This window comes from Bradyrhizobium elkanii USDA 76 (assembly GCF_023278185.1).
GTDB lineage: Bacteria > Pseudomonadota > Alphaproteobacteria > Rhizobiales > Xanthobacteraceae > Bradyrhizobium > Bradyrhizobium elkanii.
Window position 1 is genome coordinate 8,572,419 of the sequence record NZ_CP066356.1, and the last position, 17,292, is coordinate 8,589,710.

The following is a 17,292-nucleotide window of genomic DNA, read 5'->3' on the forward strand; positions in this document are numbered from 1 at the left end:
TTCATCACCGCAACGGCGCTCGGGCCGGTGCGTCCCATGGTTAACAAACGGTCTCTTCTCTTGGATTTCCCGGCCTCTTAGACCATTCGCCGGCTACGGGAAACCCGCTGAAAGGCCCAGGTTCGCCGGCACATCATTTGTATGAATAAAGGAGAAAGCAACCGATCGGGCCGATGATGGGCACGATCACGCCGGAACTGGACAAAGATGACCACAAACGGCACAGCCGCTGCGACAGATCGTTCCGCCCCGCGCGCGAGCGGTCGCGTCGATTGGCTCGACTATGCCAAGGGCATCTGCATCATCATGGTCGTGATGATGCATTCGGTGCTGGGGGTCGAGAAGGCCGCCGAGCAGACCGGATTCATGCATTATGTCGTGATGTTCGCGAAGCCGTTCCGGATGCCGGACTTCTTCCTGATCTCGGGCCTGTTCCTGTCGGTCGTGATCGATCGCGACTGGCGCACCTATCTCGACCGCAAGGTGATGCATTTCGCCTATTTCTACGTGCTCTGGGTGACGATTCAGTTCGGCTTCAAGGCGCCGTCGCTGGCCGCCGAGACCGGCTGGGCCCAGGTTGGGCTGCAATACCTCGAGTCCTTCATCGAGCCGTTCGGCACGCTGTGGTTCATCTATCTGCTGCCGATCTTCTTCGTCGTCACCAAGCTCACGCGCAATGTCCACCCGCTGGTGATCTGGCTGATCGCGGCAGCGCTGGAGAGCGCGCATGTCGCGACCGGCTGGACCGTGATCGACGAATTCTGCTCCCGCTTCGTCTACTTCTACACCGGCTATGTCCTCGCCGATTACGTGTTCGCGCTGTCGGACCGCGCGCGGGCGCGGCCTGCGCTGGCCCTGCTCGGGCTTGGACTCTGGGCGCTGATCAATGGCGGCCTGGTTGCGCTCGAGGTGAGCGAATGGCCGGCCGTCTCGCTCGCACTCGGCTTTGCCGGCGCCGGCGCGATCATCGTGACCGGCACACTGCTGGCGCGCGCGCACTGGCTTGGCTTCCTGCGCTTCTGCGGCGAGCATTCGATCGTGATCTATCTCGCCTTCTTCCTGCCGATGGCGGCGACGCGCGTCCTTCTGCTGCGCTTCGGCATCATCCACGACATCGGCCTGATCTCGCTGATCGTGACCGCGGTCGGCGTCGCCGGTTCGCTCGTGATCTGGCGGCTGGCGCTGGCGGCGCGGGCCGATTTCCTGTTCGAGCGGCCCGATGCGTTCTGGATTGCCCCGAAGAAGGCGACGCCCTCGTTGCAGGCGGCCGAATAAGCCCCGACAGTGCCAGAAGTCATGACCGCCGGATTCGTTCCGACGGCGGGAATCCGGCCGTTCGAATTTTCCACACATTGAAATTATTGGCTTTTTGGTCCCGAATGTTTCGTCGTCCGGCCGGCGACGAAACAATTCTCCCGTTCACGAAACCATTTTCCGCTTTTCGCGCAGACATCCGGAAACGGGCCGTAACTAACGTTTCTCCCAACGAACCGCCGCCCAACGGCGAACTGGGAGCCTGTCATGCCGAACGTCATCGCCATCAACGCTGCAGCCACGAAGCATATCGACGCTGCTCGCGCGACCTCGGATGAAACGCTGCTCGCGCGTATCGCCAAGAATGACCGCACCTCGATGCACACGCTCTATGCCCGTCACAACGTCCGGGTCTACCGCTTCGTGCTCCGCATGGTGCGCGACACCACCATGGCCGAGGACCTGGTCAGCCAGGTGTTCCTGGACGTCTGGCGCACCGCGGCCCAGTTCGAGGGCCGCTCGCAGGTCTCGACCTGGCTGCTCTCGATCGCCCGCTTCAAGGCGCTGACCGCGCTGCGCCAGCGCAAGCATGAGGACATCGACCAGGACGACGTGCTGGAGATCGCCGACGGCGCCGACACGCCGGAAACCTCGCTCGATCGCGCCACCACCAGCGAGATCCTGCGCGCCTGCGTGGCCAAGCTGTCGCCGGCCCACCGCGAGATCATCAATCTGGTCTACTACCATGAGAAGTCGGTCGAGGAGGCCGGCGAGATCATCGGGATCCCGCAGAGCACGGTGAAGACCCGCATGTTCTATGCCCGCAAGCAGCTCGCCGACCTCCTGCGGGGCGCCGGCGTGGACAGCGTCGCTGCATAAAGGATAGCAAATTCAATAGCTTGATTGGAGATCGCGCGATTCAGGCAATTGTCCACGAAGCCGAAAAATTCAGGCGACGAAACAATTGAAACAATCGACGACATCACCCGGAAAAACGCGACCTCTATACCTACATCCAACGACGCAACCCCAACCCCATTTCAGTGAACCGGTTTCGATACTTCTTCGTTCTAACCTCCCAAGTAGCCTCCAACGACCCGGCCGGGATGCCCCCCAGCCGGGTCGCTCTGTTTTTGGCGTGGCAACTTGCGGCCTCAAAATGACTGTCGTCGCCCGGCTTGACCGGGCGATGACACCGATTGGGTGGCGCGAGCCGCGGAGCGGATGACATTGGCCTCACGCTGACGTGACGTCGTCGGCGCTCGGGCGGCCGTAACGGCCCAACCGTCCTCGCGAAGAACATCAGGCGTACCCGACACGGCCCTCTGGCGCGCCGGGACTTCTGATGGACGGACGACGATGCTCAGCCTTGCCCTTGCCCTGCTTGCCGGCGTCGCCACCGTCGCCGCCCCTTGCACCCTGCCGATGCTGCCGATCCTGCTTGGGGTATCGATAGGTCAGACCGACAAGGCGCGGCCCGCGATGATCGCGCTCGGCTTCGTGATGTCATTCTCTGCGGTGGCATTGCTGCTGAGCGCGATCACGCGCGCCTTCGATTTCGATCCGAACGTGCTGCGGACCGGCGCGGCCGTGCTGCTCGCGGGCTTCGGCCTCCTGATGATCTGGCCGGCGCCGTTCGAGTGGCTGGCGATACGGCTCACGGGTGCGGCCGGCGGCCTCGGTCGGGCGGCGCCGTCGCAGGGCCTGTTCGGCGGCTTCGTGCTCGGCTCTACGCTCGGCCTGGTGTGGACGCCATGCGCCGGCCCCGTGCTCGGCTCGATCCTGACCATCGTCGCGACCTCGAAGGACACGGCGTGGGCGAGCCTGCAGCTCGTCACCTACGCGATCGGCGCCGCGATCCCGATGCTTGCGATTGCCTATGGCGGACAGGCCGTCACCACACGCGTGCGCAGCATGGCGCCGATCGCGCCGCGCCTGCAGCAGGGCTTCGGCGTCGTGATCGTCGCATTCGCCGCGCTGTCCTACCTGCAATACGACACGCTGATCGTGGCGTGGCTGACCCAGTTCTATCCAAACGGCCAGATCGGCCTGTAAGCCCAAAGGAGATATCGATGTCCCTGCGCTTGATTGCCGTATCCACCCTGGTGGCGGGCCTTGGCCTCGGCGGCGCCGTCATTCCCGGCCTCTGCACCGAGTCAGACGCGCCGGCCCAGCCGGTGCCGCGGGCGATCGCCATGACAACCGAACAGAGCCAGACCGCGCCCGAATTCGCCGGCATCAGCAACTGGTTCAATTCGAAGCCGCTGAAGCTGGCCGACCTGCGCGGCAAGGTCGTGCTGGTGGATTTCTGGACCTATGGCTGCGTCAACTGCGTCAACACGCTGCCGCACGTCACCCAGCTTTATTCAAAGTACCGGGATCGCGGCCTCGTCGTGATCGGTGTCCACACGCCGGAATTCCCGTTCGAGCATTCGGCCTCCAACGTGCAGGCGGCGCTGAAGCGGCATGGCATCCTCTATCCGGTGGCGCAGGACAACAATTCGCAGACCTGGAACGCCTACCGCAACCAGTATTGGCCGGCGCAATACGTCATCGACCAGAACGGCAAGATCGTGTTCCAGCACGCCGGCGAGGGACAATACGACGAGATCGACCGCACCGTCGCGCGGCTGCTCGATGCCGACAGCTAAAGCCTGAGATCAGGTTGAGCTGGAACGGCGTCGAAAGCTCACCTCTGCGCAACGGGGAGGGGTGAGCCGAGACCGCGCCAAGCCGATCACTCAACCCGCCTCAGTCGGACAATCCGCCCTCTTTGTCGTCACAGCTGACGTGGTAAGGTCCACGCCAGGTCGACGATGGATGGTGCGTGATGTTCGAAGGCTGGGATGCGGTCGTACTCGCCCGCGCGCAATTCGCTTTCACGATGTCGTTCCACATCGTGTTTCCCGCATTCTCGATCGGGCTTGCGAGCTATCTCGCGGTGCTGGAAGCGCTGTGGCTTGCCACCAAGCGCGAGGTCTACATCAATCTGTTCAATTACTGGCTGAAGATCTTCGCGGTCGCGTTCGGCATGGGCGTGGTCTCGGGCATCGTGATGTCCTACCAGTTCGGCACCAACTGGTCGGCCTTTGCCGACAAGACCGGGCCGGTGATCGGCCCGATGATGGCCTATGAGGTGCTGACCGCATTCTTCCTCGAGGCCGGCTTTCTCGGCGTCATGCTGTTCGGGCTCGAACGCGTCGGCCCCAGGCTGCACTTCGTGGCGACGCTGATGGTCGCGATCGGCACGCTGATCTCGGCGTTCTGGATTCTGTCGGCCAATTCGTGGATGCAGACACCGACCGGCCATGCCGTCAACGCCGACGGCCAGTTCGTCGCCGCCGACTGGCTCAAGGTGATCTTCAATCCGTCGTTCCCCTACCGCCTCGTGCACATGGTGCTGGCGGCATATCTCACCACCTCGCTGGTGGTCGGCGCGGTCGGGGCCTGGCATCTGCTGCGCGACCAGCATCTGGCGGGAGCGCGCGTGATGTTCTCGATGGCGATGTGGATGGCGACGCTGGTGGCGCCGATCCAGATCCTCGCCGGCGACCAGCACGGCCTCAACACGCTGGAGCACCAGCCCGCCAAGGTGATGGCGATGGAAGGCCATTACCAGAGCCACACGGACGGCGCGCCGCTGATCCTGTTCGGCTGGCCTGACCAGGCCGAAGCGAAAGTGAAGTATGCGATCGAGGTGCCGAAACTGTCGTCGCTGATCCTGAAGCATTCGCTCGACGCGCCGCTGGCCGGCCTCGACACCGTGCCGCGCGAGAACTGGCCGCCGGTGCCGATCACCTTCTGGTCGTTCCGCATCATGGTCGGCCTCGGCTTCCTGATCATGGGGCTCGGCCTGTTCAGCCTTTTGATGCGCTGGCGGGGGATGATGTACCAGTCGCCGCTGCTGCATCGCTTCGCGGTGCTGATGGGCCCCGCCGGCTTCATCGCGGTGCTCGCGGGCTGGATCACCACGGAGACCGGGCGGCAACCGTTCACGGTCTACGGGCTGCTGCGCACGGCGGACTCAGTGTCGCCGCTGGCGGCGCCGGCGGTGGGCTCGTCGCTGATCGCCTTCATCATCGTCTATTTCGCCGTGTTCACCGCGGGCGTGATCTACATCCTGCGGCTGATGGCGCAACCGCCGCATCCCGGCGAGCAAGGCCCGACGAAAGATCTTCCCGCCCGCGCCGCCGGCATCACGCCGGCGGCAGGTGCAGCCGTGGAGGGCGCGCGATGATCGATCTCGCCACGATCTGGGCCTTCATCATCGCCTTTGCCGTGTTCGTCTATGTCGTGATGGACGGCTTCGATCTCGGCCTCGGCATCCTGTTTCCGCTGTTTCCGCAAAAGGCCGACCGCGACGTCATCATGAATACGGTGGCGCCGGTGTGGGACGGCAACGAGACCTGGCTGGTGCTCGGCGGCGGCGGCATGATGGCGGCGTTTCCGCTGGCCTATGCGGTGCTGATGCCGGCGCTCTACACGCCGATGATCGCGATGCTGCTCGGCCTCGTGTTCCGCGGCGTCGCCTTCGAATTCCGCTGGCGGACCCAGAAGGCGCGCAACAAATGGGATCTCGCTTTCGCCGGCGGCTCGCTGCTTGCGACGCTGGCGCAGGGGATCGCGCTCGGCGCCATCCTGCAGGGCATCCATGTCGAGGGACGCCAATACGCCGGCGGCTGGTGGGATTGGCTGACGCCGTTCAGCGTCCTGACCGGCGTCGCGCTGGTGATCGGCTATGCGCTGCTCGGCGCGACCTGGCTGGTGATGAAGACCGAGGGCGAGCTGCGCGACCGCGCCTACCATCTGAGCTGGATGTTGTTGGTCGCGATGCTGTGCGCGATCGGCGCCGTCAGCATCGCGACCCCGTTCCTCAGCGTGCAGTACACCCAGCGCTGGTTCGCCTGGCCCAACATCATCCTCACCGCGCCGGTGCCGATCGCGGTCGCCGCCGTCACCGCGCTGCTGCTGCGCGCGCTCAGCGACAAGAACGACCACCAGCCGTTCTTCCTGACGCTGGCGCTGTTCGCGCTGTCCTATGCCGGGCTCGGCATCAGCATGTATCCGTACATCGTGCCGCAGAGCATCACGATCTGGCAGGCGGCGGCGCCGGCCAACAGCCAGATCTTCATGCTGGTCGGCGTCTCGATCCTGGTGCCGCTGATCCTCGGCTACACCGCCTGGGCCTATTGGGTGTTCCGCGGCAAGGTGCGCCCCGGCCACGGATACCACTGATGCCGCCAGAGCGTTTTCCAGCGAAGTGGATCCCGGTTCGCGTTAAGAAAACGCGTCAAAAAGAGAATCGAGAGCCCCGTTCCGATTCCATCGGAACGGGAATGGCTCTCGCGCCGAATCAGCGGCCGCTCGGCCAGCGCCTGCTGTGGTTCGCGGCGCTGTGGCTCGGCGGCGTCGGCACCGTGGCGCTGATCTCGTTCGCCTTGCGACTCTGGATCGCGCCGAAATGAGGTGGCCGGCCCATCCGTCGACTATTCATCGCGATAAAAAACAGAACCATTACAGTGATCTAGATCAAGGCTCGCCCTAAACTTGCCATCAAGCTGTCACTGAGATTTGATGTTCGCGCGATTTGGGTGGAGCAACCATTTGGCCGCGTGCCAACAAGGAGAGCTTTCAATGACGAAGTTTCGTCACCTGGTCTGGATGTTGATCGCGACGGGGGCGCTCGTGCTGTCGACGTCGCAGGGTTTTGCCCAGAACCGCCCGGACGCCGACGAGCCCGGCCTTGTTGCTGACGACAGCTACGAGCTCGACCCGGAATGGCAGAAGCAGGTCGTATATTACCGGACCAACGAGGCGCCGGGCACCATCATCGTCGCGACCGCCGAGCGCCATCTTTATTTGGTGCAGGGTAATGGCCGCGCGCTCCGCTACGGCATCGGCGTCGGCCGCGATGGTTTCCAGTGGCAGGGGCTGGTGACCATCACCCGCAAGGCCGAGTGGCCGGATTGGACGCCGCCGCCGGAGATGATCGCGCGCCAGCCCTATCTGCCGCGCTTCATGGCGGGCGGCCCGGGCAATCCGCTCGGCGCGCGCGCAATGTATCTCGGCACCACGGTGTACCGCATCCACGGCACCAACCGGCCCGACACCATCGGCACCGCCATCTCTTCCGGCTGCTTCCGCCTGGTCAACAACGACGTCGCCGATCTCTACAACCGCGTTCCGGTCGGCACCAAGGTGATCATCCGGCAGAAGCCCGAACTGTAGCCTCCAGCCTGCTTTCCACATCCGACCTGCTTTCCCCCGATCATTCGCGAGAGAAAACCCATGCGTACATTTCGAGGCGGCCTGACGATCGGGCTCGCGGTCGCCGTGCTGGTTGCGGCAGCCGCCTTCACCTATGAGCGTTACGACACCCGCACGCTGAAGCGCACCGTCCGCCGCGGCGACGTGCTGTGCGGCGTCAACAAGGGCCTGCCGGGCTTCTCGATCCCGGACGACAAGGGTAACTGGACCGGCTTCGACGTCGACTTCTGCCGCGCGGTCGCGTCGGCGATCTTCGACGACCCGTCGAAGGCGAAGTTCGTGCCGCTCGACGCCAGCGAGCGCTTCAAGGAGCTGCAGAACCGCAAGGTCGACATCCTCTCGCGCAACTCCACCTGGAGCATGTCGCGCGAGACCAATTACGACCTCTATTTCCCCGCGGTCGCCTATTATGACGGCCAGGGCTTCATGCTGCCGCGCTCGCGCAACATCGATTCCGCGCTCGACCTGAACGGCAGCAAGGTCTGCGTGCAGGCCAACACCACGACACAGCTCAATCTCGCCGACTATTTCCGTGCCAACAACATGAAGTACACGGAGATGAAGTTCGACAAGCTGGACGACGTCGTGAAGGCCTACAACTCCGGCCAGTGCGATACGCTGACATCGGACGCCTCGCAGCTCTATGCGCTGCGGCTCAACCTCGCCAAGCCGAGCGACCACACGATCCTCGCCGATATCATTTCCAAGGAGCCGCTGGCGCCGGTGGTGCGTTTGCGCGACGACGACTGGATGATGATCGTGAAGTGGACGCTGTACGCCATGATCAACGCCGAAGAACTCGGCATCACCTCGAAGAATATCGACGAGGCGCTGAAGTCGAAGAAGCCGGAGGTGATGCGGTTGGTCGGCACCGAGGGCGCCTATGGCGAGGATCTCGGTCTGACCAAGGACTGGGCGGTGCGCATCATCCGCCATGTCGGCAATTACGGCGAAGTCTACGACCGCAACGTCGGCGCCGACTCCAAGCTGAAGATCCCGCGCGGCATGAACCAGCTCTGGAACGCCGGCGGCGTCCAGTACGCGCCGCCGATCCGCTAACGTCGCGCAGCTAGGCCACAGCCGCCACCGCATCCTCAACTGTCATGCCCCGCGAAAGCGGGGCATCCAGTACGCCGCGGCCTCTCCGCTCAAGCACGACTGTCTCTGGAATACTGGATCGCTCGGTCGAGCCGAGCGATGACAGCGTGTTGCGTGGCGGCGACGCCGCGTTATGCGACGACGACGATGCGGCGGCTCAGTAACCCTTGCCGCTCGCCAGCTGGTCGGTGTGGAAATTGCTGTCGCCGAACAGCTCCTGGCAGACGCGGGCGCGCTTCATGAAGAAGCCGATGTCGAACTGGTCGGTCATGCCCATGCCGCCATGCATCTGCACGCCCTCCTGCACGGCCAGCGTCGCGGTGGTGCCGGCGCGGGCTTTTGCCACCGCGACCGTGGTTGCGGCCTTGTCGACATCCGTATCGAGCGCCTGCAGCGCCTTCAACACCGCGGCGCGGGTGATCTCGATATCGATATAGAGCTGCGCGGCACGGTGCTGCAGCGCCTGGAATTCGCCGATCGCCTTGCCGAACTGCTTGCGCTCCTTCAGATAGGCCACGGTGCGGCCGAACACCTCGTCGGAGAGACCGACCATTTCGGACGCCACCGCGCCGCGGCCGATATTGAGCACCCCCTCGAGCAGCCCAAAGCCCTGATCGACCTCGCCGAGCACGCTGTCGGCATTGACCTCGACATTGTCGAACACGATGCGCGCCGCGTTGTGCGAATCGACCATCGCGGTGCGCTCGACCGCGAGCCCCCCGGCCTTCGGATCGACCAGGAACAGCGTCAGCCCGTTCTTGTCGCCGGCGCTGCCGGCCGTGCGGGCGGCGACGATCAAGAGATCGGCGGTGTGGCCATCGACCACGAAGGCCTTATCGCCCGACAGCTTGAAGCCGTTGCCGGAGCGCGTGGCCTGCAACTTCGTCTGCAGCGGGCGATGCTTGGCGCCCTCATCGATCGCGAGCGCCGCCAGCAGCGAGCCGTCGGCGATTTTCGGCAGATGCTGCGCCTTCTGCGCCTCGCTGCCGCCGCGCGACAGCGCCGAGGCGGCGAGCACCGAGGTCGCGAGGAACGGCGACGGCATCAAGGTGCGGCCGATCTCCTCCATGACGATGCCGGCCTCGACGCAGCCGAGACCGCTGCCGCCGAACTGGTCCGGCACCAGGAGGCCTGAGAAGCCCATCTCTGCAAAAGTCTTCCAGAGGTCGCGCGAGAAGCCGGTGGCATCCTTGGCATCGCGCAAGGACCGCAGATGCGCCACCGGCGCCTTGTCGCTGATGAGACCGCGCGCACTGTCGCGCAGCATGGATTGTTCTTCGGTGAGGACGAGGGCCATGGATGGATTCCGATAAATCTACTGTTTGTCGTTCAGCTGAACTTTAAAGTGTCGTCATGCCCGGCCTTGTGCCGGGCATCCACGTCTTGAGCCAGCTGCGACAAAGACGTGGATGGCCGGGTCAAGCCCGGCCATGACGGCGGATAGATTTCACGCACCCGGCAAATCGAGGATGCGCTTGGCGACGATGCCGAGCATCACCTCCGAGGTGCCGCCCTCGATCGAATTGGCCTTGGTGCGCAGCCAGGCGCGCGGGCGGGCGCCGCCCTTGGAGCGGTCGCTCTCCCATTCCAGCGCGTCGATGCCGCCGGCCGACATCAGGATCTCGTAGCGGCGCTTGTTCAGCTCGGTGCCGTAATATTTCATCGCCGAGGAGAACGCCGGATGCGATTGCCCGGCCTTGGCGAGATCGACCGCGCGCTCCGCGGCGGCGGCGAGCGCGGCCTCGTCGACCTCGAAGCTCGCGATCTGGCTGCGCAGCTGCGCGTCGTCGAGCTTGCCTTGCGCGTCCGCACCGACCGAGTCGGCGGCGATCTGGCCGAGCGGACGGCCGACGCCGCGCTCGCCCATGCCGGAGATCATCGCGCGCTCGTGCTGCAGCAGGTATTTCGCGACATCCCAGCCGCGATTGACTGACCCCACGACATGCGACTTCGGCACGCGGACATTGTCGAAGAAGGTTTCGCAGAACGGCGAATAGCCCGAGATCAGGAGGATCGGTTTTGTGGACACGCCCTTCGACGTCATATCGAAGAGAATAAAACTGATGCCGTCATGCTTCTTGGCCGCCGGATCGGTGCGCACCAGGCAGAAGATCCAGTCGGCGTAGTTGGCATAGGACGTCCAGATCTTCTGGCCGTTGATGATGTAGTCGTCGCCGTCGCCGACCGCGCGGGTCTGCAGCGAGGCGAGGTCGGAGCCGGCATTCGGCTCGGAATAGCCCTGGCACCAGCGGATCAGGCCCGCGGTGATCTTCGGCAGATGCTCCTTCTTCTGCTCCTCGGTGCCGTATTTCAGCAGCGCCGGTCCGAGCATCGAGATGCCGAACGAGGTCAGCGGCTGACGCGCGCCGATCGCAGCCATCTCCTGGCGCACGATCTTGGCCTCCTCGCCGTCGAGGCCTCCGCCGCCATATTCCTTCGGCCAATGCGGCACCGTCCAGCCCTTGTCGCGCATCCGCTCGAACCAGACGCGCTGCGCTTCAGACGAGAATTTCGTGTTGCGGCCACCCCAGAAAGTGTCGCCATCCGAGGCCATCGGCTTGCGCATCTCCGCCGGACAGTTCTGCTCCAGCCAGGCGCGGGTCTCTGCGCGGAATTTCTCGAGGTCAGCCATGGTGCGTTTCCAGTCAAATTCGACGAATTGGATTCGACCTTAGACCTACGCAGCCGCCGAATTCAATATGCCTCGCGGCCGCGCCATGCTCTGGCGTCGCTACTCACTGCGCGCGATCGGGTGTATCGCCGAAATGGCGTAACGATTGAAAAACAAAAGGAAACCGACATGCGGCTGAAACTGCTTTCGCCTAGCGAAATGAACGCCGCCCAGAAAGAAACCTACGACGAGTCGATCGCCGGCAAGCGCGGCGCGCCACCGGCGCCGATGATGGCCTGGCTGAACAGCCCGGAGATGGCACGGCATGCCACGCGGCTCGGCGAGGTGCTGCGCTTCGACACGATCTTTCCCCCAAAACTGTCGGAGATCGCGATCCTCGTCACCGCGCGGCACTGGACTGCGCATTACGAGTGGTATGCCCACAAGCGCCTGGCGCTGAAGGGCGGCCTCGACCCGAAGATCATCGAGGACATTCGCGTGCGCCGGACGCCGACCTTCGACGATCCCAAGGCCAGGGTGATCTACGACGTCGCCAGGGCGCTGCACGAAGGTCACGGCCTGCCGAAGGCACTGTATGACGAGGCGATCGAGGTGCTGAGCCAACGCGGGCTGGTCGAGGTGATCGGCCTGTGCGGCTACTATACCATGGTGTCGATGACGCTGAACACGTTCGAGTTCCAGCTGCCCGGCGGCGAGCTGTCGGAGCTCTGCTAGGCCCCCGCCGAGCGTGGCGCGTCCGGAAACCTTGCGTTTCCGGATCGGTCGCTCTGTCCTCGGCAAATCCGGACTATATCAACGGCAGAAGCCTTGCCCGTCATGCAGGGCGCTGACCCGAACGGAGCCGGACTATGCCGCAGAATCCCCCCATCATCGCGGGCACCCGGATTGGACATGTCCACCTCAAGGTGGCCGATCTCGACCGGGCGCTCGGCTTCTATTGCGGCGTGCTCGGCTTCGAGCTGCAGCAGCGGCTGGGCGCGGACGCGGCCTTCATCTCGGCCGGCGGCTATCACCACCACATCGGCCTCAACACCTGGGAAAGCAAGGGCGGCCATCCGCCGCCGCCGGGCACCACCGGCCTGTTCCACACCGCTATCCTCTATCCGACCCGCCCGGCGCTCGCCGACGCGCTGCACCGGGTGCTGTCGGCCGGCATCCAGCTCGACGGCGCCAGCGACCACGGCGTCAGCCAGGCGCTGTACCTGCGCGATCCCGACGAGAACGGCGTCGAGCTCTATTGGGATCGCCCCGAGGCCGAATGGCCGCGCAGCGCGGACGGCAAGCTCGCGATGTTCACGCGACGGCTGGACGTTGAGGACCTGCTGAAGCAGCGGGCGGGGTAATTCCGCAACGCGGATCATTTCGTAACCTGGATCGCGCTTCGCCGCGTTCCAGCTAAGGCTCCCCCCCTTTTCCCCTTCCCCCTGAAAGGGGGAAGGTCGGGATGGGGGTCAGCCGCGGGCTCTGCTGCAAGTGGAGGGAGCGGATCCCCACCCGCTTTGCTCTACGAGCAAAGCGACCTCCCCTTTTCAAGGGGAGGTGGGGAGGTGGAAATCTACTTCCCCTTCGTCATGATCGTCACCGCCGCGATCAGCTCCAGGCCAATGCAGCCATAGAACGGCAGCGAATAGCTGCCGGAGAGATCGCGCAGCAGCCCGACCACGCCGGGACCGAAGGCGTAGGTGATCTGATTGATCGCGGTGAGCAGGCTGACCAGCACGCCGAACGCACGCGGATCGAACTCGCGCTGCACGATCAGCGCCGGCAGCGTGATCAGATTGCCGACCGAGAAGCCGAACAGCGCGCAGGCGGCGATCTGCGCCACGTCATTGTGCACATTGATGATGACGGCGAGCGCGATCGCCTGGCTGACAAAGGACAGCGCCGATGCCAGCCGCTGGTTGAGCCGGTCGATCACGAAGGAGAACGAGACGCGGCCGACCACGGCCATCGCGGTCAAGAGCGCCATCGCCACCGTCGCGCGCTCGCGGCCGATCACCTGATCGAGATGGGCGATCAGATGCACGATGAAGCCGACCTGGGCGAATAGCACCAGCGCGAAGGCAATCGAGACCGAGAGGAAACGGATGTCGCGAAGCGCTCGCGCCCGCACCTGGGTCGCCGACGGCGCGTCCGCCGCCGCCGCCGCCGTGACCGCGTGCAGATGCGCCGGCGGCCGCCCGACAAGGATCAGGATGACCGGCACCATCACCACGATCAGCAGCAGCGCGGCCGCGATCATCGCGCCGGAGAAGCCGAAGGTGCCGATCCCCGCCACCAGCAGCGGCACGCCGACGATGCCGCCGAAGCTCGCGCCGTTCAGCGCCAGGCTGATCGCCATGCCGCGCTTCTTGTCGAACCACAGGCCGAGCGTGTTGGTAATGATGCCGAGGCTGGTGCCGGCCCAGCCGAACGCCAGCAGCGCATTGGCGAGATAGAGCTGCCAGGGCTCGCGCACCTCGCCGATCGCAACGGCTGCGATCGCCATCGCGAAGGTGCCGGCGATCAGGCAGCTGCGCGCGCCGAACGCCTTGATCGCCTCGCTGACGAAGGCAACCAGCGCCGCGCCGAACAGATAGAAGAAGGTCGTGCCCGACGAGATCAGCGACGCCGGCCAGCCGTGCAGCTTGTGCAACTCAGCGACGTAGACGCTCTGGCCGTAGAAGCCCAGTCCCCAGCCGAAGGTCGCGAGCAGGAAGCAGACGACGACGATGCGCCAGCCCTCATAGCCTAGCGAGGATTCGTCATGCAGCGTGGGTGAGGATGCGTCCATTTCTTGCTCTTGCTTCTCACATCGTCAGGACCGGATCTATCCGTTCTCACGATGTAAGGAGCCGTGCAAGCCGGTCACTTCGAAACGGATCGAAGTGTCAGCAATTGGCAGCAGCATGGTCCGGAAAAGTGCGAAGCGGTTTTCCGAAAAGACCACGCTCAAACGGGAAGGTTCAGATGCTGGGATCCGGGATTTCTTCCACCGCACGCAATTTCGTGCGCCGCTTGGCGAATGAAGCCATTGACAGCACGGCAAGGCCGAGCAGCACCGGCGGAAACACCACCATGTTGACGGCATTCCAGCCGTAATGCGCCAGCAGCTGTCCCGACGAGAACGAGCCGATCGCCATCATGCCGAACACCAGGAAATCGTTGAACGCCTGCACCTTGTTACGCTCCTGCGGCCGGTGCGTTTCCAGCACCAGCGCGGAGGCGCCGACGAATGCGAAGTTCCAGCCGATCCCGAGCACGAACAACGTCGCCCAGAAGTGCGGCACTGATATGCCTGACAGTCCGATCATGGCGGCCAGCGCCTCGAGCGCCAGCCCGAGCGCGACAATGCGAGGTGCGCCAAACCGCGCGATCAGCGAGCCTGTGAAGAAGCTCGGGCCGTACATCGCAACGATGTGCCATTGAATGCCGAAATTGGAATCGCTGACCGACAGCCCGCACATCTTCATGGCGAGCGGCGCCGAGGTCATCACCAGATTCATCATGGGATAGGCGATCACGCCGCACAGCGCCGCGGCGATGAAGCGCGGCTGCTTCGCGATTTCGAGCAGCGGGCGGCCGCCATGCAGGTCCGCAGCCGCAGGCTTCGGCGCGTCGACGCCCGAGAGCACCGCCATCGCCACCAGTGCGACCAGCGCCTGCATCACGAAGGAGAACGCGAACAGATAGGGCGGCCAGATGTCCATGGTCCACTGCACGAGCTGCGGCCCGAGCACGCCGGCGAACACGCCGCCGGCCATCACCCAGGACACCGCCTTGGGCCGGAACGCGACACTGGCGCCATCGGCGGCGGCAAAGCGGTAGGACTGCGCGACGGCGCCGTAGAGCCCGCCGAGGAAGGTCGCGCCGCAGAACAGCCAGAACGATGAGTGCAGGATCGCCCAGGCGCCGAGCGCGCCGGTGAGCGTGCCGCAGAAGGTGCCGATGATGAAGGCGACGCGTCGTCCATAGGCGCGCGAGATCGCGCCGGTCGGCAGCGTGCCGGCGGCAAGCCCGAGCACATACATCGAGAGCGGCACCGTCGCGAGCGAGACGTCGGGTGCCAGCGTCGCGCCGACGATCGAGCCGGTGGCGAAGATCACCGCCGAATTGGCGCCGGTCAACGCCTGCGCCGCCGCAAGCCGCCACACATTGCTGCGCGCCCGCGCGTCGTCGCTCGCCTCATCCGCAGCTGTCACGTCGATCATCGGTCGTCCCGCCTCGAAGCCCCGGCGGGAGCCTCCAATCGGGCGCACTATGGAGAGCGGGTCGCGGCGGATCAACCGGCGCAAACGGACCGAGGCCATGCGGGAGGCGCACACGGGATCGCTTGCTCTCACAGAGTGACGTCACAGCAGCCCGGCACTTCTATCAGTACCGTCATCCTGAGGAGCGCGTAGCGCGTCTCGAAGGATGCACGGCCACCAGCCGGGCCGTCGACCCTTCGAGACGGCCGCGTTGCGGCCTCCTCAGGGTGACGGTGATAGAGCTGAACAATGGTGTGACGACAGACTTTCTACCGCGCCGGCTTCTTGCCGGGCCGCTTCTCGGCGCGCAGCGCGCCGGTCTTGTGCACCTTGGAGCGCGGCCCGACGAAGTGCGGCTTGTGAACGTGCCATTCAAGCGCGAGCGTCGCGGCGAAACCGAAAAAGCTCGAACGACTCATGCCGAGTCCGGCGGCATGCTTGTCGATCCGTGTGATGAGGCTCTTCGGCAAATAGACGTTGACGCGCTCGGACGGGTCGGGCGGATCGACGCCGACCATGAAGAAGGCCGCGACGTCCGAGCCCTTCGGCGCCACGATGCGCTCGATCGGGGTCGGCTCCGGCAATGGCTTGCCCTGCTCGACCCAGCCGTCGACGGTTTGCGCCAGCGTTTGCTCGGCGCGCTCGATCGCGTCTTCCTGCGATCGTCCCGCGGCAACGCAGCCGGGAAAATCCGGAAACCACGCCCCGAACGCGCCGCGCGGACCGCGCTCCAGCACGGCCGGATAAAGCCGTCTCTTCATTCTGGCCTCCGTCGTCGGAGTATGCTATTTCACACACACTTGTGTGTCAAATCACACAACACGCGACATCGTGGGAGCGTGCGACAATGGACCCGCAAGCCGAACTCCGCATCGTCCGCGCGGCCTATGCCAGGCAGATCCTGGCCGCCGCGCGGGCCAGGCTGGTGCCTGGCTTACGATTGAGCGCGGCTACTTGCGGGCAAAAACCAAAATCATGTTGTTGGCCGGCATCTCGAAGGTGCCGGCGAGCTTGAGCCCGACGCTTTCCGCAAGCGTCTCGAGATCGGCGATATCGCGCACCCCCCATTCGGCGTCGCGTTCGCGCAGCGACGTGTCGAATACGGCATTGCTGAGCGCGGTATGCTTGCCGCCGCGCTTGAACGGGCCGTAGAGGATCAGCCGGCCGTCGGCGCGCAGGTGCCGCGCGGCGCCGGCGAACAGGCCCTCGGCGACGCGCCACGGCGCGATGTGGATCACATTGGCGCAGAAGATCGCGAGCAGTTGGTCCGGACCTTTGCCGTCCGACGGCGCCGGCGACCAGGCCGGGTCGGACAGATCGATCGGTTGCGGCGGCCGGATATTGGCGAGGCCGGCATGCACGCGCCAAGCCTCGATGCTGCGCAGGTGCGCCGCATGGAGGTCGCTCGGCCACCAGGTGATGTCGGGCGTCTGACCGGCGAAATAGACGACATGCTGGCCGGTGCCGCTGCCGGCTTCCAGCACGTCGCCGGATTGGCCGGCGAGGTGGTCCTTCAGGACGGTCCAGATCGGCTGATGGTTGCGATGGTACGCCGCCGCATCGAGCCGACCGTCCGCCTCGACCGGCTGGCCGTCCTTGCCGAACTCCACCACGAATTCCGCCACCGCGCTTCTCCTGTTAGCTGCATGTAAACCGCACCGCCGCAACCGGCAAATGCGGAACTAGCATCGCGAGACCGCCCAACCCGTCATCCTGAGGTGCGAGCCCTTGCGAGCCTCGAAGGATGAATCGGCCACAGTCGGGCCGTCGACCCTTTGAGACGCGCTTCGCGCTCCTCAGGGTGACGGGTTT

General features: G+C 64.9%; 17 protein-coding genes. 11 read left to right on the forward strand and 6 right to left on the reverse strand.

What is annotated here, in order from left to right; all coding sequences use genetic code 11:
* Positions 1–207: 207 nt before the first annotated feature.
* The 9 genes from JEY66_RS40690 to JEY66_RS40730 all read left to right on the forward strand — a co-directional run bounded on the left by JEY66_RS40690 (position 208) and on the right by JEY66_RS40730 (position 8,580).
* Entirely contained in the window at positions 208–1,275 is a 1,068-nt protein-coding gene (locus JEY66_RS40690) for an acyltransferase family protein (protein ID WP_018269489.1), read from the forward strand.
* A 246-nt stretch (positions 1,276–1,521) separates the two neighbouring features.
* A complete protein-coding gene (locus JEY66_RS40695) occupies positions 1,522–2,133 on the forward strand; it encodes a sigma-70 family RNA polymerase sigma factor (RefSeq protein ID WP_016848063.1) in 612 nt (203 codons plus the stop codon).
* Positions 2,134–2,613: 480 nt separating this feature from the next.
* Positions 2,614–3,309 (forward strand): cytochrome c biogenesis CcdA family protein, encoded by a 696-nt coding sequence (locus JEY66_RS40700; RefSeq protein ID WP_016848062.1) that lies wholly within the window; start codon positions 2,614–2,616, stop codon positions 3,307–3,309.
* A gap of 17 nt (positions 3,310–3,326) precedes the next feature.
* Positions 3,327–3,905, forward strand: a complete 579-nt coding sequence (locus JEY66_RS40705; protein WP_016848061.1) for a thioredoxin family protein — start codon at positions 3,327–3,329, stop codon at positions 3,903–3,905.
* 179 nt (positions 3,906–4,084) lie between these two features.
* Entirely contained in the window at positions 4,085–5,491 is a 1,407-nt protein-coding gene (locus JEY66_RS40710) for a cytochrome ubiquinol oxidase subunit I (protein ID WP_018269488.1), read from the forward strand.
* On the forward strand, positions 5,488–6,489 hold the full coding sequence (gene cydB, locus JEY66_RS40715; protein ID WP_016848059.1) for a cytochrome d ubiquinol oxidase subunit II: 1,002 nt from the start codon (positions 5,488–5,490) through the stop codon (positions 6,487–6,489). The genes JEY66_RS40710 and cydB overlap by 4 nt, the downstream gene beginning before the upstream one ends.
* 101 nt (positions 6,490–6,590) lie before the next feature.
* On the forward strand, positions 6,591–6,719 hold the full coding sequence (locus JEY66_RS40720; protein ID WP_016848058.1) for a hypothetical protein: 129 nt from the start codon (positions 6,591–6,593) through the stop codon (positions 6,717–6,719).
* Between the two features lie 169 nt (positions 6,720–6,888).
* On the forward strand, positions 6,889–7,482 hold the full coding sequence (locus JEY66_RS40725) for a L,D-transpeptidase (RefSeq protein ID WP_018269487.1): 594 nt from the start codon (positions 6,889–6,891) through the stop codon (positions 7,480–7,482).
* Between the two features lie 60 nt (positions 7,483–7,542).
* A complete protein-coding gene (locus tag JEY66_RS40730) occupies positions 7,543–8,580 on the forward strand; it encodes an amino acid ABC transporter substrate-binding protein (protein WP_016848056.1) in 1,038 nt (345 codons plus the stop codon).
* A 196-nt stretch (positions 8,581–8,776) separates the two neighbouring features.
* Here JEY66_RS40730 and JEY66_RS40735 read toward each other — a convergent pair whose 3' ends face one another.
* Both JEY66_RS40735 and JEY66_RS40740 read right to left on the reverse strand, forming a co-directional pair.
* Entirely contained in the window at positions 8,777–9,916 is a 1,140-nt protein-coding gene (locus tag JEY66_RS40735; RefSeq protein WP_016848055.1) for an acyl-CoA dehydrogenase family protein, read from the reverse strand.
* A gap of 150 nt (positions 9,917–10,066) precedes the next feature.
* Positions 10,067–11,251 carry an acyl-CoA dehydrogenase family protein gene (locus JEY66_RS40740; protein ID WP_016848054.1) on the reverse strand — a complete coding sequence of 395 codons (1,185 nt, stop codon included), beginning with the start codon at positions 11,249–11,251 and terminating at the stop codon, positions 10,067–10,069.
* A gap of 168 nt (positions 11,252–11,419) precedes the next feature.
* On the opposite strand from JEY66_RS40740, the gene JEY66_RS40745 reads away from it, so the two are divergent.
* Together JEY66_RS40745 and JEY66_RS40750 are read left to right on the forward strand one after the other, a co-directional pair.
* Positions 11,420–11,965 (forward strand): carboxymuconolactone decarboxylase family protein, encoded by a 546-nt coding sequence (locus JEY66_RS40745; protein ID WP_016848053.1) that lies wholly within the window; start codon positions 11,420–11,422, stop codon positions 11,963–11,965.
* A gap of 134 nt (positions 11,966–12,099) precedes the next feature.
* Complete coding sequence (locus JEY66_RS40750; protein ID WP_016848052.1) at positions 12,100–12,594, forward strand: VOC family protein; 495 nt, start codon at positions 12,100–12,102, stop codon at positions 12,592–12,594.
* A gap of 212 nt (positions 12,595–12,806) precedes the next feature.
* Here JEY66_RS40750 and JEY66_RS40755 read toward each other — a convergent pair whose 3' ends face one another.
* The 4 genes from JEY66_RS40755 to JEY66_RS40770 form a co-directional block, all read right to left on the reverse strand.
* Positions 12,807–14,024, reverse strand: coding sequence for an MFS transporter (locus JEY66_RS40755; protein WP_016848051.1), 1,218 nt, complete (start codon positions 14,022–14,024; stop codon positions 12,807–12,809).
* 172 nt (positions 14,025–14,196) lie between these two features.
* Complete coding sequence (locus tag JEY66_RS40760) at positions 14,197–15,441, reverse strand: MFS transporter (RefSeq protein WP_016848050.1); 1,245 nt, start codon at positions 15,439–15,441, stop codon at positions 14,197–14,199.
* A 308-nt stretch (positions 15,442–15,749) separates the two neighbouring features.
* Positions 15,750–16,241, reverse strand: a complete 492-nt coding sequence (locus JEY66_RS40765) for a type II toxin-antitoxin system HicB family antitoxin (RefSeq protein WP_016848049.1) — start codon at positions 16,239–16,241, stop codon at positions 15,750–15,752.
* A gap of 189 nt (positions 16,242–16,430) precedes the next feature.
* Positions 16,431–17,105: a DUF938 domain-containing protein gene (locus JEY66_RS40770; protein ID WP_016848048.1), complete on the reverse strand. Its 675-nt coding sequence runs from the start codon at positions 17,103–17,105 to the stop codon at positions 16,431–16,433.
* Positions 17,106–17,292 lie beyond the last annotated feature (187 nt).